Genomic DNA, 22457 nt, shown 5'->3' with positions numbered 1-22457 from the left:
ACAAAAGCAGTTATTTATTCGGATTTATTTTTTAAGTACATACTTTTGTCCCTGTCCGTTTTGTTTTATTTCGTTTTTAACGTTGTATATCTTGATGTTGGTATTGATAATCCTAAATGTCCCCTTAGAGTATCCTTGCTATATTCTTCTCTAAAAACCCCCCGTTGTTGAAGAATTGGTATCACCTGTTCTACAAATTCAGCCAACGAGCCTGGTAAGTATTGGAACATCAAATTAAAGCCATCTGCTGCTTCAGATACTATCCATGATTCTAACTGGTCGGCAATTTGTTCTGGAGTACCAAATATGGTCCAATGTCCTCTCGCACCAGCAATTCGTTTATAAAGCTCTCTAATTGTTAAATTTTCACGTCTTGCTAATTCGATAATTAACTCTCTTCTACTTTGATTGCCATTTGTTTCTGGAATTACTTCTGGAAGTTGATCATCAAGGGAATATTCCGAGAGATCTATACCTCCAAGATAATCCGATAAGAAATCGAGTCCAATTTCAGGTACAATCAAATCCTGTAATTGTTCATACTTCTCTCTTGCTTCATCTTCTGTCTTGCCGATAAATGGAGAAACACCTGGCATGATTTTTACTTCATCCGGCTCCCTCCCGGATTCAATTACTTTTTTCTTCACCTTTTTATAAAAATTCTGTGCATCTTCCAAAGTTTGCTGAGCAGTAAAAATAACATCTGCTGTTTGTGCAGCTAATGTAGTACCTGCTTCTGAAGAACCTGCTTGAACAATGACTGGTTGACCTTGTGATGAACGAGATGCGTTTAATGGTCCTTTAACAAAAAAGTGTTTACCTTCATGATTTAAAGAATGTAGTTTTTCAGGATTAAAATAAATCCCAGATTCTTTATCTCGAATCAATGCTTCATCTTCCCAACTATCCCATAGTCCTTTAACAACATCGACAAATTCACTTGCACGTTCATAACGCAATTCATGTGCTAAATGCTTTTTCTTACTAAAATTACTTGCCTCGTGTTCATAGTAAGAAGTTACCACATTCCAGGCTGATCGTCCCTTACTTATTTGATCTAATGAAGCAAACTTTCGCGCGATATGAAACGGTTCATTATATGTCGTTGATGCGGTGGCTGCAAGACCAATCTTCGAAGTAACAGCAGCTAGCGCAGGAAGCAGTGTAAGTGGATCTAATCTGACTAATTCAGCAGGATGTGATAAGTGATTAAATGATAAACCATCACTTAAAAAGATCATATCTAGTTTCCCGTTCTCAGCAATTTGTGCAATTTCACGAAAGTAATTAAAGTCCTCAAAGCCATCAGATGGAACTTCTGCATGTCTCCATGATGCCATATGATGTCCTGTTCCCATCAGAAAAACTCCTAAAGCTATCTGTTTTTTCGACACTTATTCCCATCCTCTCCTATTTCTTTTGATAAACGGGGTTCCATTTTAACAATCTACTTTCCAAAAGTTTTGCAAGCGAATCAGCTAATTTTCCTAACAAAGCATATAGTAGAATCGCTAGAACAACAATATCTAACTGCATAAACTCCCTGGCATTATTGGACATATAACCAATCCCTGAAGATGCTGCTACAGTTTCCGCTACGATTAATGTCACCCACATTGTACCTAATGCATAGCGAACACCTACTAAGATAGAAGGTAGCGCACCTTTCAACACCACTTTTGAAAAAAGTTTCCAACGTGATAATCGATATACATTTCCCATTTCAATTAGCCCCTTATCCACGGAGCGTATGCCATGGTACGTATTTATATAAATTGGAAAAAATACACCGATAGCTACTAAAATAACTTTTGCCTCTTCCCCAACTCCGAACCAAAGTATAATAAGTGGAATCAAGGCCAAATGTGGAATATTCCGAAACATTTGAACAGTAGTATCTAAATGTTTCTCTGCAACTGGATAAATCCCATTTAGTAAACCTAGGATTAATCCTAGTCCTCCTCCAATAATAAATCCGGTTATGGCACGATTAAAACTTATCAAAATATGGGTCCATAGATCTCCACTCATCGCCATTTGTGCACCTGTTTGAATAACTTCAAACGGAGGAGGTAATATACTTCCTGAAATAGAATTATCTATCGTAAATAGATACCATGCTACTAATAGTCCTATAGGAATTAACCAAGGAGCGATACGATTATATAAATACTTTTTTTCTCTCAAACTTTCACTTCCTCCCCTTCTATTTTAAGTCGGCTACTTTCACACTAGAATTTTTTCTGTACCAAAAAGCCCTTTTCTACAACTAAAAATACGTTTATTCATCTGATGGATACCATATATTTTCTGTAAAATCAATCTCATTTTCAATTAATCCAATATCTAATAAATCTTTTGCCTCAATTTCTAAATCTTCCAATGCTGTATCATCCATATACTGTACATTCGATTTTTTCCTACTTAATACCGTTTCCCACGTAGCAGAAGGAATTTTTGTTTCTTCTTCTAAAAGTCTTGCTGCTTCAGTTGGATCCTCGTCGATACTTTTGCCAGCTTTTGATAAATGTTCAATGAATAATTCGATTACTTCTGGGGATTCCTCCGCTATTTCAGAAGTTGCAAAATAAAAGGATCGAAAAGGGACGATATCCTCTGCAGTTTGTATAATTACATTACCTCTTGACTCCGCATCAGCTAAATAAGGATCCCATACCACCCACGCATCTACTTCTCCTTTTTCAAAGGCGAGACTTGCATCTGGTGGATTTAGAATAACAGATTCGACATCATCAATAGATAAATCAACCGAATGTAATGCTTTTATTAATAAATATTGCGCAATGGACGCATTATTAAAAGCTACCTTTTTTCCTTTTAAGTCCTCAATTGACTGAATACCAGAACCTTCACGCACTAATATTCCCTCCGAAGTTGGAGCTGATGGTTCACTCGCTATATATTGGAAGTTACTTCCTTTATCAAGTGCAAAGATAGAGGGAATATCTCCTGCACCTGCAAAATCAACACTTTCTGAATTTAATGCCTCCAGTATCGAGCTACCAGTATTAAATTGGGACCAAGTAACTTTATATCCCAGATCCTCGAGTTCTTTTTGAAGTTCCCCGTTATTTTTTAACGTTAGTATAGGACCACTTTTTTGATATCCAATTTTGATTTCATCTGTGGAACCAGCAATTGTATTGCATCCTACTAATAAGAAGGTTATAAAGAAAATACTTAACAAGACCAGTACATTTTTCATTTTAAAATAAGTCATTCTGTATTCCTCCTATACGGTCTGTCTTACTCTTATAATGTCATGTACTTTCGGTATCACCTTTTCTCCGATTTCCTGAATAGTTTCTAAGTGTGGAAAACCACGTAATAACACTTTTTCAAAACCTAAATCAACAAATTCAACAATTCGGGTTGCTACTTGCTCTGGTGTACCAACTAGCGCAATTGAATTTCCTGACAAGACTTGAGTCAGACCAGCCCATAGGTTAGGTCCAATTTTAAAATTATTTTCTCTCCCATTTTCCATTAATTCATGCAGTCTTTTTACACCTATAGAGTCACCTTTGGCAGTTGCTTGATTCTTCTCATTTAATAAGTCAATATCTGCTTTGCTTATCAGTCGCTCTGCATTCTCATATGCCTCGTCTTCTGTCTCTCCTAGTACAACTTGGAAAGAAACACTATAGGTCAATTCCCGATTGTAAGTTGCCGATCGTTGCTTCATTTCTTCAATTCTTTCTTTTGTATTTTCTAATGTTTCGCCCCAAAGCATATAGACGTCTGATTCAGAAGCAGCTACATCTTTACCAATATCGGATGCCCCTCCAAAATAAATTTCCGGTACTACTTCAGGTCTTGGAAATAATGTAGCACCTTGTAATTTATAAAATTCCCCTACATGATTAACGGTATCTTCGGAAAATAATCGTTTTAATATTTGTATATACTCCCGAGTTCTTCGATATCTTGTTCCATGATCTAAAAAGTCACCATCTGCAGCTAGATCTACTGGAGATCCTCCTGTTACAACATTTACCAAAGCTCTTCCTCCTGACCAATAATCTACAGTTGCAAATTGTTTAGCAAATATCGATGGTTGGATTGAGCCTGGACGAATGGCAAAAAGGAATTTCAATTGATCAGTATGACCAATTAAATTTGCAGCAACAGCTAAAGAATCCAAACATCCTCCTCCGGTTGGTAGCAATAAAGTCGAGAATCCTCCTTTTTCTGCTGCCTGAGCAATATCTCTAATATACTCAAATGTAGGATTACGTTCCGACCCTTCTTTGGTTCCAGACCAGTGCTTCACCTTTCTACGTGAAGCATTATTGTGGGATGATCCGACGAACTCACCATCTCCAGACGTTGGTGCCATAGTAATAAATTCAACCATTTTAAAACCTCCTAATTGTAAATATTTCCCTTCATCTATCAAGGAAACTTCATTCAGTAGGGTTTGCTCTTTTCCACTACATATTGGTAACACAAGGTATAACCTAAAGACCATTGAACAGAAACGGATTTTTCAAGGAAGTTTACCCCCACTATGCTAAGGTTTGTTTTGTATTGGGGGATACTGCCTATTACATGCAGAATAAATCACAGCAAAAATAATTTATTCATTCCCTACTTTTTTCAACCTTTGTTCATGTATTTCCCGATTTTGTTGCCCGAGTACATGAGATAAAAGTTCCTCTTCTAACTTTGCAAATTTTGGATTTGATCGCGTCCTTGGCCTTGGTAGATCTATAGCTAAATCTAGCTTTATAGTCCCATTCTCGATTAGTACAACGCGATTGGCCAGTTTTATTGCCTCACTCATATCATGCGTAACAAGAACCGTTGTGAATTTTTGTTTTAACCAAAGCTCTTCTATAAGAACCTGCATTTCTAATCGAGTCAATGCGTCCAATGCGCCTAATGGTTCATCTAAAAGCATTAAATTTGGTCTCGATGCAAGAGCCCTAGCTAGTGCAACCCGTTGTTTTTGCCCTCCAGATAATACAGCCGGCCATTCCTTTTTCCGCTCTAATAAGCCCACCTGATGTAAAGCCCATTCTGCTTGTTCTTCCCATTGTTTCTCTAATCCTAATCCGACTCCGACATTTTCAAATATAGTTAACCAGGGTAGTAATCTCGCATCTTGAAACATAATTCGAGCTTGTTCATTTACTCCATCTAGCACTATATTATCCTGCTTAATTTCTCCATAAGTTCCTTTCTCAAGTCCAGAAATATGTCGAAGCAAGGTACTTTTTCCACATCCGCTCTTTCCAACAATTGCAACGAATTCACCCGGATGAATGTGTAAATCAATCTTCCGCAAAACTTCCAAATCCCCAAAAGATTTTTCGAGTTGGTTAATACTTAAATCGACTCCGAGACTTTCTGTCATTGTATAACCTCCATTTCGATTACTTAAAAACTTGGAGCAATCTCGTTTTCTGGTAATTTTGATTGTTGCTCTATAGAGTTCGAGTGAAACTGTTTCTCAAATTGTTCAAATGGAATTGAATTGTCTAATTTAAAAAACTGAATACCATCCGTTCTAGCTTTTTTATAGGATAATTCACAAAAAGTCTGTGGTGGAGTAATAAACGATTCTGCTCCTTTTTGTTCTGCAAATTTTAATGTTGCACCTCTTCTTCCCTCTTTCAAATGTACGGCTGGATTTTCAAAGTCTTCTATTTGTTTTGTCTTAGAATTAAAAATCCGTAAAGTCTTTCCTTCTACTATTGGTACAATATACTCCTTCTCATCTAATACAGATGCAATTATCATTTTCTCTCTCCTCACTTTTTGATCTATTAATTGCCTTATCCTAATCAAGTTTTTACACTTTTTTGAAGGGCTTGATGTATATCCTTTTTTATATCCTCCACATCTTCTAATCCAACAGATATTCGAATTTGATCTGGTGTCACACCAGTTTTTCCTTGTTCTTCTGGGGTTAATCTTGAATGTGTCGTACTTGCAGGATGAATTACTAGAGTCTTTGAATCCCCAATATTAGCAACATGTGATAAAAGATTTAATGATTGAATAAACGTTTTTGCAGCTTCGTGTCCACCTTTTATCCCAAATGTAAAAATCGCCCCGGTGCCTTTAGGTAAATAGATTTTTGCAAGTTCATACTGATGATTTCCAGATAATCCAGGGTAATTCACCCAGGTAACTTGTTCATGCTCAGCTAAAAACGAAGCTATTTGTCTTGTATTTACTACGTGCTGCTTCATTCGTAATGGTAGTGACTCTAGCCCTTGAATAAATAACCACCCATTAAATGGAGATAATGCTGTTCCAATATCATGCCCTAATTCAAATCGTGCTTTTGAAATAAAAGCATTTGTATCAGTTAGTTCAATATAAGATTGATTGTTTAAAGAACTTTTTGGTGTTGTAAATTCAGGAAAATTACCATTTGACCAATTAAATTTACCAGCATCAACGATAATTCCACCGATGGATGTGCCATGTCCTCCAATAAACTTTGTGGTCGAATGGATTACAATATCTGCACCAAATGTAATTGGACGCTGTAAGTATGGAGTTGTAAATGTAGAATCAACCACTAAAGGTATCCCGTGATCATGGGCTATAGTACTTAACGCTTTGATATCAGCTATTTGTAACCCGGGATTTCCAATTGTTTCTGTAAAGATTGCTTTTGTATTCTTGTTAATGGAAGAGGCTATTTCTGGGAAGTTTGTGCCATCTACAAAGCGAACCATTACACCAAAGCGTTTAAACGTCTCAGAAAAAAGATTATAAGTTCCACCATACAACTCATTTGTTGCCACAATTTCATCGCCTACTTTTGCAAGCGTTAATAATGCAATTGTGATAGCGGATTGTCCAGAGGAAACTGCAAATGCATCAACGCCTCCCTCTAATTCAGCTATACGCTTTTCGAGAACTCGGTTTGTTGGATTTGCATTACGAGAATAAATATAGCCCGCTTCCTGCATTTGAAAAAGAGAAGCAGCATGTTCCGGACTTTCGAATCCATAAGATGTCGTTTGATAAATAGGTACTGCCCGAGCATTTGTTTCCTTATCAAATTCCTGTCCTCCATGTTGAGCAATCGTATTAAAATTTAATGTTCCATCAGATTTTTGAGCCAATGTTATGTCTCCTTTTTAAAGTTTAAAAAATAAAACGATCTAAACCAATCTAATAACTTGGATTAATGTATATATAAAATCTCCCCCTTCATTCTGTGTAACAAAAAAACCTCTATTCCACGATAAGAATAGAGGTTTTGAAACAATAAATCATTCTATTCTTATCTTCCAAGCAAACTGCTTGATGGAATTGGCACAGTATTCTATTAAGAACCTGTTGCCGAGGTTTCGTTGGGCCATATCCCTCCACCTCTCGTGATAAGAAAAACAAAATATGAAGTTGTTGGTAGAATAATAATCCAAAATTTAAGAAATGTCAATAAATTATTTCGTATTATTCTTAGTTGAATGATATGAATAGGTTAATGCCAATATATACAGCTTATCATTTTTTGTGACAACTTCATTTAATAAGATATTCGTTCTTCCCAATGAAACAAATATAACTACACTTCGCCATTAGTTGAACATTTAAGGGGAGTTTATCGGCTGCTTATCCAATATTATCGTAGAAAGATTGCTGATTTATTATCTTGTAAATAAAAAGTGAGAAAATTATCTGCTGATAATTTCCTCACTTTTAACCCTTATTATTCATGATCTTCACTATGTTCAACTTTTTCTAAGATCGTTTCTACTTTTGTATGTCCATGTATTTCACAATAGTAAACAATAGTACGTATATGATGATAAATTTTACAAGGTCTTGTTTCTTTAATAAAATTTCGACGATATTCTATATAATGAGTATCTACATGTATTTTTTCTACATGATTTTCGATCTCTACCCATTCATGTATCCTGTTCTTTGAAGTATCTGATTCCAAAGGCTCAGCAAAAGTCTCTGTATGATTAAAACTAAATAATACTACGAATGTTAAAACGAGGAATCGTAACATGTAGAGCACCTGCCATTCTATTCTTCTCTACTGACTAGTATTGGAAAAATCAAAACTTCTTATACATCAGGTAAATGATTCATAAAGTTTTGATAAACAAATCCTTTTACTAATTCTTCAGAATAATGTTTTTGTAACTCGTCTCGCAATAACTCATACTTAGAAGCATCCTCAAGCCCTTCAATAAAATAAGAGATACCATCAAAATCGGAACCAAAACCTATATGTTTCTCTCCACCTAACGCACATATATGATCTATATGATGAAAAAGGTCCGTTAGTTTAACAGCCTCTGCATCTTTAACAAGAAACGGTGGATAAAATACAAGCTGTATTTGTCCATTGTGAGCAATCAACGCCTTTATCTGATCATCATATAAATTTCTTGGATGATCACAAATTGCACGAACATTAGAATGCGAAGCGAAAGGATACTTAGCAATTTTCATTACATCCCAAAAGCCTTCTACGGTTAAATGAGATACATCTGTAAAAACCATCTGCTTATTGTTCATATCAACAACTGATTTTCCTAATCTTGTTAATCCACCTCCACGTGGTTCTTCGGAGCCGTCTGCACATAGATTAGCATGATTCCATGTTAGCCCAATGGAAAGAACTCCTAACCGATACAGATGTCTCAATTTCACTAAGTCATTTCCTATTGCTTCTGCTCCTTCTAACGTAAGGACCGCTCCAATTTGATTCGCTTTAAGATTATTAATTTCATGCCATTGTTTAATATGTTTTATTTGTGGATTTTTCCTAATAATTTCTGAATAAAACAAATCTATTTGCTCTAAAGCATGTTGCCATTGTTCATTAGTTGGTACATCCGGATGAATGAAAATAGCAAAGAACTGTACTTGCACACCTCCTTGCTGCAACCTTTCTAAATTTGTATCTAATTCATGATCATTTTTAAAATTCAACAATCTTTTTGGTTGTTGAAAGCCCCTTTTTGCCATCTGCAATTTAAGGAGTGCATCGCAATGTGTGTCAATAAATCTCAATACATTCACGCTCCTTCAAATATAAGTCACTATACATTATAAACTATCTATGATTAATGACATGATATTTTGTAAAGTGAATCCATTTCATCATTATCAAGTTTTATGAATAATTAGTGAGAGTAAGTCAGATTCTAGCAATAACTTGGCTTTGATTGGAATGAAAGACGGCGACTCCTGCTTAGAATAACAGAGCTTGAAGATCGACTTAAAAAGTGGTCTTCTTTTTAAGTTAGCTGAAGCCATGCCTACTAAAAAGGTCCGTCTGTAATGGAAATAAATCAGCATTATTCGAGTTACAGACACTATCTTGATTATGAAATTGATTCAAGTAAAAAACCCGAATTTACTTTCATAAATTCAGGTGATTTAATCTATATTAACGTTTAATATCATCCATTACGTTTTGTCTTTCTTTCTGTCTAAGTTCCACTCTCCGTATTTTACCAGAAGTAGTTTTTGGTAAATCTGACACAAATTCTACTTTCCTTGGATATTTATATGGAGCAACACTATTTTTTACATGATCTTGTAAGTCTTTTACTACGGCATCATTTCCTATTACATCATCTTGTAAAATAATAAATGCTTTAACAACACTTCCTCTTTCCGCATCTGGACTTGCTACAACCGCACACTCTTTTACTAAAGGATGCTTAACTAATGCGTCTTCTACTTCAAATGGACCAATCGTATATCCAGAAGTAATAATAATATCATCGCTTCTACCTTCAAACCAGAAATATCCATCTTCATCGATCCGTGCTTGATCACCAGTCACATAATAATCACCGCGTCGTGACCTTATCGTGCGTTCCTCATCTTTGTAATATCCCTTAAACAAAGCTGGCGTATCAAGTGGTATAGCGATATCTCCTACTATTCCAGTATCAACAATATTCCCATCTTCATCAATAACCTGTACATTATTACCAGGTGTCGGTTTTCCCATAGAACCTGGTCTTACTTCCATTCCTTTTAAAAATCCAAGTAACAATGTATTTTCTGTTTGGCCATATCCATCTCGTACGGTTACATTAAAATGCTTTTGAAAACGTTCAATCACTTCACGATTCAATGGTTCCCCCGCCGATACTGCACTGTGTAGAGCATCTAAATGGTATTCAGATAAATTATCCAATTTTGCCATTAAACGATATTCCGTTGGTGTACAGCAAAATACATTTACTTGATGTCTTTCAAGGATTTCAAGATATTTATTTGGCTCGAATTTCCCTTGATAAACAAGGGCAGTACCTCCCTTATATAATACCGATAGGAACGGGCTCCAAACCCATTTTTGCCATCCAGGAGCAGCTGTTGCCCATACAGTATCTCCCTCTTCTATACTAAGCCAATATTCTGGCGCTGTTTGCATATGAGCATAGCCCCAGCCATGTGTATGCATAACTGCTTTGGGATTGCCTGTTGTTCCCGATGTATAAGGTAAGAAAGCAATATCATCTTTTTTAGTAATAGTAGTTTCTAATGTTGAAGAGGCAGTTTGTTTCAAATAATCCAAAGACAACCATTCAGACTTCTCTTGACCAACAGAAAATTTTATTAAATCATGAAACTCTTTTACATTTTGGAATTCACTGGTGTATGCAGAATAACTAACTACACCCTTCACTTCACCATGAGTTATTCGATATTGTAAGTCTTTTGTTCGAAACATTTCCGAACTAGGAATGATGACAATTCCCGTCTTTAATGCTGCAAGATATATTTCATAGGTTTCCATCAATCTTGGAAGCATTACAAGAATTTTATCACCTTTTGATAATCCATTTTCTAGAAATAGATTCCCTATTTTATTAGCATTGTCAAACAATTGTTTGTACGTTATCTGCTTATATTCACCGAATTCGTTTTCCCATCTCACCGCAATTCTCATTTGATCATTTGCATATTTTTCAAACTCATTCACGATATTATATTGCTCTGGTGCAATTAAATCTGATTGATTCATCAATTATTTCCCCTCCTCTAATTAGTACCTACTACTATGTTCTGACTATTATAGCAGAAACTAACACTAATTCAAAACGATATTAATATTCACATTATATTACCACGGACTAGCTAGAATCTAATAACTGGTGTATGATTCGTTATATCAGGGAATAGTACAGTTAAGGAGTGTGAGAACGTGCAAGAATTTAATGAAAAAGATTTTGAACAAGCTTATAATCAAGAAACTTCTAAAATAAATGAGCAGTTAGATAAAGAGATACTATTTGCAATGATAGGTGATGTAAACACCGGGAAATCTTCTACCATAAACCAATTAATCGGAGATGAAGTAGCAAAGGTTGGAGCACAACCAGGAGAAACGATCGGAATTGATAAATACATTTATCGAGATAAAATTATTTTTGCAGATACTCCAGGCTTAGATGATATTAATCATAAAAATTCGGAAGAAACGATTTCTTTTTATCAGCAAGCAGATGTTGTATTATTTTTCTTAAACGCTGCAGGTACTGTATTTTCTGATGGGGAACGAAAATCCTTCGAGCTAATTGAAAAGCACAATAAAAATATTGTATTTGTTTTAAATAAAATCGATGCTGCAGATGATATTCCAACTCTTGTGCAATATATTAAGAAGCATACGAAAAATCGCTATACGGTGGTACCCATTTCGTCACGTACAGGTGAGAATATTGATCAATTACGAAATGAGATCTTAAGTATTCTTAAAAAAAAACATAAGGAAATTCAGTTTGCACGACTAATCAAAGAAAAGTCTGCCACTGCAAATAAATGGATTTTAGCGGCCTCTGGATCAGCAACTGCTGTAGGTGCCGTTCCATTACCAGGTTCTGATTTCATTCCGCTTACCGGAATACAAGTTGGCCTAATTGTTCGTTTAGCAGCCCTTTATGAAAAACCTCTCTCTAAAAAGAAAGCCAGAGAACTTACCATTGCTACCATTACAGGCAATATTGGTAGAACGATCTTTCGACAGGTTACAAAATTTGTTCCAGGAGCAGGCTCTGTTATTGGTGGAAGTGTTGCTGGTGGAATGACTTTAGCTTTAGGTTATGCAGTGAAATATGCATATGAAAATGATATTGAACTCAATGCTGACACATTAAAATCGTTATATACGTACTTTCAGGAAAGAGATAAGAAAGCTTCTCGTCAATAGTGGGGAGAAGCTTTTCAGGTTACATATATTCTGACCGCAATATAGCGTACATTTTTATATCCTCTTGTTTTCCTTTACGGAACATTGATTTTCGCAATGTACCTTCATAAGTCATTCTAACCGTTTCCATTAGACGATAAGAAGCAATATTATCCGTTACGCACCTTGCTTGAATGCGTTCTAATTCCATCTTTTTGAATCCAAAATCGATTATTTTCTTTACTGCTTCAGTACCTATACCTTGCCTCCAAAATTTTCGAGATATTGCATAGGCCAATTCTGCGCTATTATGTTTTTTATTCCAAACTAAATCGATTGTTCCAATTACCTGATTTGTTTCTTTCCATACAATTGCCCATGGTCCAACACCAGTTTCCTCGTATTGCTTAAATGCAAACTGAATAAAATCATGCGTATCTTGAAGCTTACGATGAGCATCCCATGTTAAATGCGTTGTTAATATTGGATCGGATGCATATCCGTAGATATCATCTACATCACTTTCCTCCACTTGCCTTAAGATTAATCGATTTGTTTCAAATCTCGGATATTGCCTAAATAGATCTTGGATCGGCAATCTCATCTCCCCCATTTAAATAAAATTAATAATCATTATAAGGGATTAGTATTTCGATGTCACTAAAAAAAGAGCTACGGAATCTTTCTTTCCGGCAGCCCTGATTTTCCGTTATATTTTTCGTTTTAGCATGTCTTTTCCATCATACGTATATAGCATTTCTTTTTCTTCAAGAACCGTCTCTAAATGAATGGTTCTTCCCCATAACTGATAAATATATGGCATTACATGTTCCAAATATTTTATATCTAACTCAATTCCTTCATATCCGTGAACAAGATACAATTCCCCATTGCGAAGATAATCCCCATTCTCTACCGTAATATAAGGAAAACCACCATTAACCCGCATAGATATAAGCTGATCACGAATTTGCTGATGATCTTTTTCCGTAATGCGATAATCTCTTCCCTTTTTTTCAAAAAGATACATATCTTCTTGTGCAACAAGATCTCTTGTTAAGTAATTACGAATAAACGAAATATCTGATTCAATTTCTCTAACTTCAAAGATTTTTTCCCTTCCACCATTTGGTTTATAACCATTCTCTATCATTTCTTTTGTAGGATGGTTATAACGCGCCTCGATATCTTCAAATATCTTTATTCCTAAATAATACGGGTTTATGGAAGTTCGAGATGGCTGTACTACGCCTGCATTTAATTTAGAGTATTCAATGGTTTCATTCGTAGTTAAATCAAGTTCTCGCATAATAAGTTGATGCCAATAAGATGCCCAACCTTCATTCATAATTTTTGTTTCCAGTTGTGGCCAAAAGTAAAGCATTTCTTCTCGCATCATCGTTAAAATATCTCGTTGCCAACCTTCCAGTTCACGACTGTATTCTTCAATAAATAGAAGAATATCCTTCTCCGGTTGTGGTGGTATTTTCCTCGATTTTTTTCTTTTCTTTGGTTCTTGTTTTGATTGGTCATCATCTAACTTCCATAAATCGTCATACTCAGATGCTCTTGATATTGTAGTATCCTCTATTTCTTCATCCTCGTTTTGAGGTAATTTGGATCGAACAATGGATGGATCAATATGTTCTTGAATCGATAAAACTGCATCAAGAAAACTTTCTACTTCATCTTTACCATAAATCATTTCATAATGAGCAATTCTTTCTGCAGTAGCAGTCATACTCTCGACCATGTCACGACGAGTATTCGAAAAACGAATATTATTTTTAAAGAAATCACAGTGAGCAAGCACATGTGCAATAATTAATTTATTTTGTACCAAGCTATTCGTATCCAATAAAAAAGCGTAGCATGGGTCTGAATTAATAACTAACTCATAAATTTGGCTTAATCCTAAATCATATTGAAGTTTCATTTTATGAAATTGTTTGCCAAAACTCCAATGTGTAAACCTTGTAGGCATACCATATGCACCGAATGTATAAATAATATCCGCTGGGCAAATTTCATACCTCATCGGATAAAAATCAAGCCCAAATCCCTTCGCCACTTCCGTAATTTCTTCAATTGCATATGATAATTCTTTTGTTTGTTCCAACAAATATCCCTCCCCAATTCACTTATTAATAGTCTATGATACAGAGCTAAAAAATTTACGTTGAATTGCCAGAGTTTTAAATAATATCTAGATTATAAAACGTTTGTGACAACAGGATAATGTGAAACCCTTCAGTGGGCGTTCAGGATAAAGAGTAAAAGTCATTGATTCGCTTATATTCCCTTTCAAAATAAAATACTAAAAGGCCCAAAAGCATGTGTTACCTTACTCTTGAGCCTTTATTACTATACTTTTTCGGACTGCTTATGAAAGAAACTTTTCATCGCATGATAGACATCTGCTTTTTCTTTTAAAATATAATGCTTAAATTTTGGATCTTCAATATTCTTATAAGCATTCATCAACGTAGAATAACGATTATACCCATTTACCTCACCGTATCCAAACATATTCGATTTTTCCATAATTTCATGAACTAGGTCTATACAAGTGGCATTATCTGAGCTAATATTCTCGCCATCAGAAAAATGGAATGGATAAATATTATAGCTTCTTGGGTTAAACTTCTCTTCAATAACTTCTAATGCTTTATAATAGGCAGAAGAACATATTGTTCCACCACTCTCTCCTTTAGAAAAGAAATCTTCCTCAGAAACAACTTTCGCTTCGGTATGATGAGCTATAAATTCAAATTCTACAGTATCATATTTCGTACGTAGGAAACGATTCATCCAAAAGAAAAAGCTTCGTGCCATATACTTCTCAAAAGTTCCCATAGAAGCACTTGTATCCATCATTGCTATAACCACCGCTTTAGAGTCTCGCCTAATTACTTCATTCCATGTTTTAAAACGGAGATCATCATTATAGATCGGCGTTATTTGTGCTTTCCCTTCCCTTGCATTACGTTTTAATGCAGTTAAAATGGTACGTTTCTTATCAACATTTCCCATTAGTCCTTTTTTACGAACATCATTAAATTCAATCTTTTCTGTGGTAATTTCAGCCTCATCTTTCTGTTCCAGATTTGGTAGCTCTAACTCTTGAAACAATGCCTCTTCAATTTCTGCAATGGATACTTCAGATTCATAAAAATCGGTTCCTGGCTGATCGCCCGCTTTCTTTCCATTACCCTGCCCTTGCTGTCCTTGTTGGGAAGCATTCGGATCGCGAGCTATAACATCTCCAACTTCTGATTCTCCGTCCCCTTGCCCGACATGCTTTGATTTCTCATAATTATATCGAATTTTGTATTCATCTAGCGAACGTATCGGTATCTTTACAACATCTCGACCATTAGACATAATAATATTCTCTTCACTAACCAGATCAGGCAAGTTATTCTTAATCGCATCTTTGACTTTATCATTATGTCGTTGCTGATCTTGGTATCCTTTTCGATGGAGAGACCAGTTTTCCTGGGAAACTACAAAATTATGCTCATGTTCTTCCGCCATGTTAACCCTCTCCTATTATTATAATTTTCAGTATTTTCAAGTTATAAAATACTTTCTTTATCCTATGCAATAGAATACAAGTTATTTCCTAATAATTGAAAATAGGGCTAACAAGTCTAGCCCTATAAAATAATATCTATCCATATTTTGATTGCAGTTCCAGTAATTAATATCGCTAGAATCCACTGAAGTAACGCTGTATTAACTTTTTGTCCTATCTTCGCTCCAAGTGGTGACGCAATTAAACTTGCAATAATCATAATAACAGCTGGAAGCAGCGGGACTTGACCTGTTGAAATCTTACCGATTGTTGAACCAATAGAGGAGATAAAAGTAATTGCTAAAGATGATGCAATTGTAACTCTCGTTGGTATTTTTAAGATGGTAAGCATAATCGGTACTAATAAAAATGCTCCAGCTGCACCCACAATTCCTGCTCCAATACCAACGATTAATGCCGACACACTTGCTAATAATCTATTAAACTGGATCTGATCTGATTTTGCATCAACCGCTTTTCTTGGGATGAACATCATAATTGCTGCTATTATTGCTAATAAACCATAAACAATATTGATAATTCCCTCAGAAAAAGAGCTAGATCCGAAACTTCCTATAATACTACCAATTAGTACACTAACTCCCATATATCCAATTAACTTTCGATGTAAATAACCTGTGTTACGATAAGCCCAAACACCACCGATAGTTGCAAAAAATACCTGTACGGCACTAATTCCTGATACTTCATGCGCAGTGAAAGCAGTAAAACCTAGCATAGATGGAATGTATAACAGCAGCGGATATTTTATAATTGATCCACCGATCCCCACCATTCCAGAAATTAATGATCCAATAAATCCAATCATAAAAATCGTAATCATAAATAAAATATCAAATTCCACATTTTCCCCTCCTTACAAAAAAAGGACCAATAGATGGCCCCTATTGTTTGTCACTATCCTTTTTTAATACAAAATTTGAATACACCATCTTCTTCACTAGACTCGAGTAGTTCATGACCACTTGATTTAGCCCAAGCAGTCAAATCATTTTTTGCACCTGGATCGGTTGTGTGGATTTCGATAATTTCACCCGAATCAATTTGTTCAATTGCTTTCTTTGTTCTTACGATTGGCATTGGGCATGCTAATCCTTTTGCGTCTAACACTTTTTTCACATTCATTTTTTATCCTCCTAAAAAGTTAAAGTTTATAGTTAGCGAATAGCACATCGGTTTGGACCAATTTCCATTTCACGTTGTTTTTCTGTATCTGGGTTAATTTTACCCATGTTGGTTTCACGAATTTCTTGATAAGCATTTGGTTGTGGCGGAAGATTTTTTGTAACAGATTTTGTAAAAGCTTCTTCATCCATATTCAATCCGTGGTTTTCTTCATATAGATTGGATAATTTTTTTGCTACACTTCCATCCTCATTCAACTCTTCCATAATCATAAAGTGTGCTGGCAATACCATTAATTCTCCAGACAGTTCTCTATACTTGTTATACAGGCTATCTCGTAAATCATCCCCCCAGATTCTAGCTTTTCCAGCTAAGTCTGGTCTGCCGATGGAATCAATAAATAAAATATCACCTGTTAGCAAATACATATCATCAATTATTAACGATGTAGAACCAATCGTGTGCCCTGGTGTATAAATTGCTTTTATATCTATAGTTGAAGAACCAACAGTTAGTTGACTGCCGTCTTCTAATCCTTGATAGTGAAAAGTAACTTCTTCAGCATCCAGTGGTGGTAGCCAATAAGACCCGCTTGTCTGTTCTGCAAGTATACGACCTCCGGAAATATGATCTGCGTGTAGGTGCGTATCAATCGCATGTATAATTTTAACTTCTTTTTCTTCCGCAAATTTCGTATATTTATCTATCATTCTTGTCGAATCGATAATTGCCGCTTCGTCATCTGAGATGATCATATAAGATAGACATCCTTTTCCGATTCGAACAAATTGATACAATTCACCTTTACCGTTTAAATCGCCTAATTTGATTGGCTCTAGATGTTCACTCCATGCTTTCATCCCACCTTCGAGATAGAAAACATCCATACCCTTTTCAGCGAGCATCTCCGCTACCATCACCGAAGAGCCTTCTTTTGCACAAACCACGAGAATATCTTTATCAGAAGGTAACTCCTTCACTAAATCATCGACACCTTCTAATAGTTCAAAATAAGGTATGTTCTTGTGTGTAAGTTTTTCTCCCTCTACCTTCCAGTCTTCATAATCTTCTTCGTTTCGAACATCCAATATAAACAATTCTTCTTTTTGTAAAATCCGCTGTGTTAAATCATGTGCACTCATTTTTTTCATCATTATCCTATACCCCCGTGCGTATTAAAAAAAGTAAAAATAAAATGCCTTCTCGGCTTATATATCGCTTTTCAAATCCCCTTGCCATTCACTCATACCTGGTTTTACATTTACTACATTTTCAAAACCGTTATTTGTTAGCTTTAGTGCCGCCATCCCACTACGTGTCCCAGTTCGGCAAATAACATATATTGTCTTATCTTGATCCAGTTCGTCTTTGCGATTATCTATTTCTCCTAAAGGTATGGAAATCGCTTGTGGAATATGGCCAAATATATATTCTGCTTGTTCACGAACATCTATCAATATATCTTGATCAGTATCATAATCCAATAATTTTTTGGTTAATTCTTGGTTATCTATTGTTCTTGAAAATACCATTTCTTCTTTTTCCACCTCTGTAGTCTTTCGTAAATAATGCTTGAGTACGTTATCTTCTACAGTAGTACCCAGATATTGGTGTCCAGCACTCTTTGCCCAAGCCTTTATATCCGCTTTCGAACCTTGATCAGTTGCAAGAATTTCAATTGTTTCTCCTGCATTCACATTGTTCATCGCTTTTTTCGTTTTAACAATTGGCTTTGGACATGCTAATCCTTTAGCATCAACTTGATGATCCGTTTTCAAGTATTCCATCATAAATTCCTCCCTCAGATTATATGAATAGGTTAATTTGTCCCTCTTCAGCGTCACCAATATATGCAGCCACACCTGCATATTCGAGGTTATCTAACAATTCTTCTTTTTGCAGTCCTAGCAAATCCATTGTCATCGTACATGCAATTAACTTCACATCTTGTTCTTGAGCTAAATTAATTAAATCTGGTAATGGCATCGCATTATGCTTTTTCATTATTTGCTTTATCATTTTTGGTCCCATCCCACCATAATTCATCTTGGATAGCCCCATTTTATTTGCACCGCGCGGCATCATTTTCGCAAACATCTTTTCCATGAAACCTTTCTTGAGAGGTACTTGTTCTTCTTTTCTGAGTGCATTTAGCCCCCAAAATGTATGGAAGATGGTTACCTCATGGTCATATGCTGCTGCACCATTCGCAATAATGTATGCAGCCATTGCTTTATCATAATCTCCACTAAAAAGTACAATGGTTGTCTTCTTTTTTTCCATAATTCTTTCCTCCTTTTTATACCCGCATAGGTATTAAATTAATGAAATAAAAAACGAGTGAATTAGATAACTTATAATCCTATTTACCCATACCCGCATAGGTATATATTATTACTAAAAAAAGGAACTGTCAACCTTTTTATTATCTGCTCTTTACAAGCATATTGACAGCTTCTTTCACTAGTTCATCACTATCTTCACCACGTTCTTCTGCGTTTCGGACACAATCAATTAAATTCGTACTGACTAAAACACCAATCGTACGGTCAATGGCTGTCCGGCTTGCAGACAACTGTGTAATAATATCTTTACACTCTTTTTCTTCTTCCATCATCTTCAAGACTCCCCGAAGTTGTCCTTCAATTCGTTTTAATCTATTTTTAGTTTGAACATCGTATTCCATTAATATTTCCCCTCCTTTTCTTCTACATTATTGTAACGAATACCCTTATCTTATACCCCTATAGGTATAATGTCAAATTACTAAACTTTCGCTACAATAAAAAACCTAAAGAGTTAGTTTATCGACTCTAACTTTTCAGGTTTTTTATTTCTATTTGAGTGAATTTCATAATTGCCAAGTTTTATTAAAATCCGAATAATAAGAGTACAAACATTAATATCCGGATTACAGAAGATACTTGGCTTTGATTGTAATGGAAGACGGCGACTCCTGCTCAGAATAGGGAGCTTGAAGATCCACTTGAAAAGTGTTCTTCTTTTCAAGTTAGCTGAGGCCGTGCCTGCGGAAAGCGTCCGTCTGAAATGGAAATCAAACAATGCAACCTTCGCATTTTATATCAAATATATTAATTATGAAATTGATTCATTTACCTATTCAATAAACTTCCAACATATCGAAGTAATTCATTAGCAGAAACGGAATTATAACCATGTTCATCAATAAGACGAGCAATAACTTCATTAATTTTCTTTAGTTGTGATTCATCCGGTGTTTTGGACGAGGTGGTGATTTTAACCACATCTTTTAAATCTGCAAATAACTTCTTCTGAATTGCTTCTCTTAAACGTTCATGCGAATTATAATCAAAACGTTTCCCTTTTCGAGCATAAGCTGATAACCGAATTAAAATTTCTTCTCGGAATGCTTTCTTCGCATTTTCTGAAATTCCTATTTGTTCTTCAATCGAACGCATTAATTTTTCATCTGGATTCATTTCTTCTCCAGTCAATGGATCACGAAGCTTATTCTTATTGCAATATGCTTCCACATTGTCGAGATAATTGTCCATTAATGTCTTGGCAGATTCTTCATATGAATAAACAAATGCTTTTTGTACTTCTTTCTTAGCAATTTCATCATATTCTTTTCGTGCAATCGAGATGTAATTTAAATACGTTTCCAAATCGTCTTTGGAAATGGATGGATGTTGATCTAAACCTTCTTTCAGTGAGCGAAGAACATCCAATGCATTAATGGAAGGGACTTCTTTACGAATAATGGTAGAAGATATTCGATTAATGACATATCTCGGATCTATTCCATCCATGCCTTCATCTTGATATTCTTTCCGCAATTCTTCTACGTCTACTTGATTAAAACCTTCTACATTTTCGCCATCATAAAGACGCATTTTCTTAACAATATCAACGCCTTGTTTTTTTGATTCTTTTAATCTACTTAAAATAGAAAAGATAGCAGCAGCTCGTAAAGCATGTGGTGCTACATGTACATCTGATATATCACTTTCTTTAATCATTTTTTGATAAATACGTTCCTCTTCGCTAACTTTCAAATTATAAGGTATTGGCATAACAATCATTCGAGAATGTAATGCTTCATTTTTCTTATTAGAAATAAATGATTTATACTCTGATTCATTCGTGTGAGCAATTATAAGTTCATCTGCCGATATCAGAGCAAACCTTCCAGCTTTAAAGTTTCCTTCTTGTGTTAAGGAAAGTAGATGCCATAAAAATTTCTCATCACTCTTTAAAATTTCCTGGAATTCCATCATTCCTCGATTTGCTTTATTTAATTCTCCATCAAAACGATAAGCACGGGGATCTGATTCAGAACCAAACTCTGCTATTGTAGAAAAATCTATACTTCCTGTTAAATCAGCGATATCTTGTGATTTAGGATCGGACGGACTAAACGTACCAATTCCTACTCGTTTATCTTCAGAGAAAAAGATTCTCTCTACTTTTACATCCTCAATTCTCCCACCGTATTCTTTATCTAATCTCATCGTATTTAATGGTGATAAACTACCTTCAATACGAATACCATATTCTTGGAAAAAATCTTCTCTTAAGTGTTGTGGAATTAAATGTAGAGGGTCTTCATGCATCGGACATCCTTTTATTGCATACACTGCACCTTCATCTGTCCGAGAGTATTGCTCTAGTCCTCGCTTCAACATACTAACAATCGTTGATTTCCCCCCACTTACCGGCCCCATTAATAACAATATACGTTTTCTAACATCGAGGCGTTTTGCAGCTGGATGAAAATATTCTTCTACTAATCGTTCAATTGCAGACTCTAAGCCAAAAATGGACGATCCAAAAAATTCATACATCCTACGACCATCACGTTCCTTTACTCCTGCACTTTTAACCATATTATACACACGTGAATGTGCGGTTTGAGCAACTTCTGGACGTTCCTTTACAATCTCTAAATAATCTGCGAATGTACCTTCCCATTCTAATCGTTTTTCTTCATCTCTCAAATTTTTCACTCTGTTGATTATATCCATCGATGACTCCCTCCATCTTGCAACGATTTCTATATCCTATGCATAGGCTATTTAAATCATGCTTGTACAAATAATTTTGACGAATGGTCCTTATGAGATAACCCCTAATTCGACAAATATAATAAAATACCACATTTACAGATTGTTTTTCCACGTCTATCCTCTTGATTAAGCATAAGAAATGCAGGGATTACATCCTATCACTTTCAAAATAAAAAAATCTGTAGATAGCAAAACTGCTGCTCTACAGATTTTTTTATAATTAATGATGATGGTGATGGCCTTTTGTTGGATTCGTTATTACAAATCCTTCATCTTCCACAAAGAAGTATTGAATCCAAATTCCATCTAAAAATTCTTCTCTAGAATCTAATATAATATCGACATCTTTGTCAGTTTGTACAATAACATCATGTTCACCGGGAGTATCTAAAGACATCCCATAATGTGCGTGATCACCATGCATATGAGATATATATATACGAACCTTTTTATCTGAGCCATCCTCTAACAACATACGTTTTAATACCTTTGCTGCATTACGATTAATTTTTACTTTCATCATGTC

The 22457-nt window shown here is 35.3% G+C and carries 22 protein-coding genes and 1 riboswitch; of the genes, 1 reads left to right on the top strand and 21 read right to left on the bottom strand.

Annotation, left to right across the window (positions count from 1 at the left end):
• Positions 1 to 65: 65 nt before the first annotated feature.
• The 10 genes from ABC346_RS08875 to mbcS all read right to left on the bottom strand — a co-directional run bounded on the left by ABC346_RS08875 (position 66) and on the right by mbcS (position 10993).
• Complete coding sequence (locus ABC346_RS08875; protein ID WP_413234510.1) at positions 66 to 1394, bottom strand: LLM class flavin-dependent oxidoreductase; 1329 nt, start codon at positions 1392 to 1394, stop codon at positions 66 to 68.
• Positions 1395 to 1410: 16 nt separating this feature from the next.
• Positions 1411 to 2187, bottom strand: coding sequence for an ABC transporter permease subunit (locus ABC346_RS08870; protein WP_413234509.1), 777 nt, complete (start codon positions 2185 to 2187; stop codon positions 1411 to 1413).
• Positions 2188 to 2281: 94 nt separating this feature from the next.
• Positions 2282 to 3241 (bottom strand): aliphatic sulfonate ABC transporter substrate-binding protein, encoded by a 960-nt coding sequence (locus ABC346_RS08865; RefSeq protein WP_413234508.1) that lies wholly within the window; start codon positions 3239 to 3241, stop codon positions 2282 to 2284.
• A 12-nt stretch (positions 3242 to 3253) separates the two neighbouring features.
• Entirely contained in the window at positions 3254 to 4378 is a 1125-nt protein-coding gene (locus ABC346_RS08860; protein WP_413234507.1) for an LLM class flavin-dependent oxidoreductase, read from the bottom strand.
• A gap of 222 nt (positions 4379 to 4600) precedes the next feature.
• A complete protein-coding gene (locus ABC346_RS08855) occupies positions 4601 to 5380 on the bottom strand; it encodes an ATP-binding cassette domain-containing protein (protein WP_413234506.1) in 780 nt (259 codons plus the stop codon).
• Between the two features lie 23 nt (positions 5381 to 5403).
• Positions 5404 to 5766, bottom strand: coding sequence for a NifB/NifX family molybdenum-iron cluster-binding protein (locus ABC346_RS08850; protein ID WP_413234505.1), 363 nt, complete (start codon positions 5764 to 5766; stop codon positions 5404 to 5406).
• Between the two features lie 44 nt (positions 5767 to 5810).
• The gene (locus ABC346_RS08845; RefSeq protein WP_413234504.1) at positions 5811 to 7109 is read right to left on the bottom strand and encodes an O-acetylhomoserine aminocarboxypropyltransferase/cysteine synthase family protein; all 1299 of its coding nucleotides are present in this window, start codon (positions 7107 to 7109) and stop codon (positions 5811 to 5813) included.
• Positions 7110 to 7267: 158 nt separating this feature from the next.
• Positions 7268 to 7374, bottom strand: a riboswitch (SAM riboswitch).
• 325 nt (positions 7375 to 7699) lie between these two features.
• Positions 7700 to 8008, bottom strand: coding sequence for a hypothetical protein (locus ABC346_RS08840; RefSeq protein WP_413234503.1), 309 nt, complete (start codon positions 8006 to 8008; stop codon positions 7700 to 7702).
• Between the two features lie 59 nt (positions 8009 to 8067).
• A complete protein-coding gene (locus tag ABC346_RS08835; protein WP_413234502.1) occupies positions 8068 to 9021 on the bottom strand; it encodes a dipeptidase in 954 nt (317 codons plus the stop codon).
• Between the two features lie 379 nt (positions 9022 to 9400).
• A complete protein-coding gene (gene mbcS / locus ABC346_RS08830; protein WP_413236536.1) occupies positions 9401 to 10993 on the bottom strand; it encodes an acyl-CoA synthetase MbcS in 1593 nt (530 codons plus the stop codon).
• A gap of 180 nt (positions 10994 to 11173) precedes the next feature.
• Between mbcS and ABC346_RS08825 the strand changes: the two genes are divergently transcribed.
• On the top strand, positions 11174 to 12178 hold the full coding sequence (locus ABC346_RS08825; protein ID WP_413234501.1) for a YcjF family protein: 1005 nt from the start codon (positions 11174 to 11176) through the stop codon (positions 12176 to 12178).
• A 19-nt stretch (positions 12179 to 12197) separates the two neighbouring features.
• Here ABC346_RS08825 and ABC346_RS08820 read toward each other — a convergent pair whose 3' ends face one another.
• The 11 genes from ABC346_RS08820 to ABC346_RS08770 all read right to left on the bottom strand — a co-directional run bounded on the left by ABC346_RS08820 (position 12198) and on the right by ABC346_RS08770 (position 22451).
• Positions 12198 to 12761, bottom strand: coding sequence for a GNAT family N-acetyltransferase (locus ABC346_RS08820; RefSeq protein WP_413234500.1), 564 nt, complete (start codon positions 12759 to 12761; stop codon positions 12198 to 12200).
• 105 nt (positions 12762 to 12866) lie between these two features.
• Positions 12867 to 14276 carry a SpoVR family protein gene (locus ABC346_RS08815; RefSeq protein WP_413234499.1) on the bottom strand — a complete coding sequence of 470 codons (1410 nt, stop codon included), beginning with the start codon at positions 14274 to 14276 and terminating at the stop codon, positions 12867 to 12869.
• Positions 14277 to 14521: 245 nt separating this feature from the next.
• Positions 14522 to 15694 carry a sporulation protein YhbH gene (gene yhbH / locus ABC346_RS08810; protein WP_413234498.1) on the bottom strand — a complete coding sequence of 391 codons (1173 nt, stop codon included), beginning with the start codon at positions 15692 to 15694 and terminating at the stop codon, positions 14522 to 14524.
• A 122-nt stretch (positions 15695 to 15816) separates the two neighbouring features.
• Complete coding sequence (locus ABC346_RS08805; protein WP_413234497.1) at positions 15817 to 16599, bottom strand: sulfite exporter TauE/SafE family protein; 783 nt, start codon at positions 16597 to 16599, stop codon at positions 15817 to 15819.
• A 53-nt stretch (positions 16600 to 16652) separates the two neighbouring features.
• Positions 16653 to 16880, bottom strand: coding sequence for a sulfurtransferase TusA family protein (locus tag ABC346_RS08800; protein WP_413234496.1), 228 nt, complete (start codon positions 16878 to 16880; stop codon positions 16653 to 16655).
• Between the two features lie 32 nt (positions 16881 to 16912).
• Positions 16913 to 18034: an MBL fold metallo-hydrolase gene (locus ABC346_RS08795; RefSeq protein ID WP_413234495.1), complete on the bottom strand. Its 1122-nt coding sequence runs from the start codon at positions 18032 to 18034 to the stop codon at positions 16913 to 16915.
• A 54-nt stretch (positions 18035 to 18088) separates the two neighbouring features.
• On the bottom strand, positions 18089 to 18667 hold the full coding sequence (locus tag ABC346_RS08790; protein ID WP_413236535.1) for a sulfurtransferase TusA family protein: 579 nt from the start codon (positions 18665 to 18667) through the stop codon (positions 18089 to 18091).
• 19 nt (positions 18668 to 18686) lie between these two features.
• Positions 18687 to 19166, bottom strand: a complete 480-nt coding sequence (locus tag ABC346_RS08785) for a DsrE/DsrF/DrsH-like family protein (protein WP_413236534.1) — start codon at positions 19164 to 19166, stop codon at positions 18687 to 18689.
• 139 nt (positions 19167 to 19305) lie between these two features.
• Positions 19306 to 19566, bottom strand: coding sequence for a metal-sensitive transcriptional regulator (locus ABC346_RS08780; protein WP_413234494.1), 261 nt, complete (start codon positions 19564 to 19566; stop codon positions 19306 to 19308).
• Between the two features lie 427 nt (positions 19567 to 19993).
• A complete protein-coding gene (locus ABC346_RS08775) occupies positions 19994 to 21889 on the bottom strand; it encodes a PrkA family serine protein kinase (protein ID WP_017797835.1) in 1896 nt (631 codons plus the stop codon).
• Positions 21890 to 22151: 262 nt separating this feature from the next.
• Positions 22152 to 22451, bottom strand: a complete 300-nt coding sequence (locus tag ABC346_RS08770; RefSeq protein ID WP_017797836.1) for an iron-sulfur cluster assembly accessory protein — start codon at positions 22449 to 22451, stop codon at positions 22152 to 22154.
• Positions 22452 to 22457: the final 6 nt, after the last annotated feature.

The organism is Oceanobacillus phoenicis, assembly GCF_047238145.1.
In the GTDB taxonomy this organism is placed as follows: Bacteria; Bacillota; Bacilli; order Bacillales; family Amphibacillaceae; genus Oceanobacillus.
This window is presented reverse-complemented; position numbering and strand designations above follow the sequence as displayed.

Coding starts and splice junctions, on each gene's coding strand:
- ABC346_RS08795 (WP_413234495.1), bottom strand. CDS start 18,034: ATGATGAAAAAAATGAGTGCACATGATTTAACACAGCGGATTTTACAA.
- ABC346_RS08770 (WP_017797836.1), bottom strand. CDS start 22,451: ATGAAAGTAAAAATTAATCGTAATGCAGCAAAGGTATTAAAACGTATG.
- ABC346_RS08850 (WP_413234505.1), bottom strand. CDS start 5,766: ATGATAATTGCATCTGTATTAGATGAGAAGGAGTATATTGTACCAATA.
- ABC346_RS08840 (WP_413234503.1), bottom strand. CDS start 8,008: ATGTTACGATTCCTCGTTTTAACATTCGTAGTATTATTTAGTTTTAAT.
- yhbH (WP_413234498.1), bottom strand. CDS start 15,694: ATGGCGGAAGAACATGAGCATAATTTTGTAGTTTCCCAGGAAAACTGG.
- ABC346_RS08820 (WP_413234500.1), bottom strand. CDS start 12,761: ATGAGATTGCCGATCCAAGATCTATTTAGGCAATATCCGAGATTTGAA.
- ABC346_RS08800 (WP_413234496.1), bottom strand. CDS start 16,880: ATGAATGTGAAAAAAGTGTTAGACGCAAAAGGATTAGCATGCCCAATG.
- ABC346_RS08775 (WP_017797835.1), bottom strand. CDS start 21,889: ATGGATATAATCAACAGAGTGAAAAATTTGAGAGATGAAGAAAAACGA.
- ABC346_RS08790 (WP_413236535.1), bottom strand. CDS start 18,667: ATGGAATACTTGAAAACGGATCATCAAGTTGATGCTAAAGGATTAGCA.
- ABC346_RS08860 (WP_413234507.1), bottom strand. CDS start 4,378: ATGGTTGAATTTATTACTATGGCACCAACGTCTGGAGATGGTGAGTTC.
- ABC346_RS08855 (WP_413234506.1), bottom strand. CDS start 5,380: ATGACAGAAAGTCTCGGAGTCGATTTAAGTATTAACCAACTCGAAAAA.
- ABC346_RS08865 (WP_413234508.1), bottom strand. CDS start 3,241: ATGACTTATTTTAAAATGAAAAATGTACTGGTCTTGTTAAGTATTTTC.
- mbcS (WP_413236536.1), bottom strand. CDS start 10,993: ATGAATCAATCAGATTTAATTGCACCAGAGCAATATAATATCGTGAAT.
- ABC346_RS08780 (WP_413234494.1), bottom strand. CDS start 19,566: ATGGAATACGATGTTCAAACTAAAAATAGATTAAAACGAATTGAAGGA.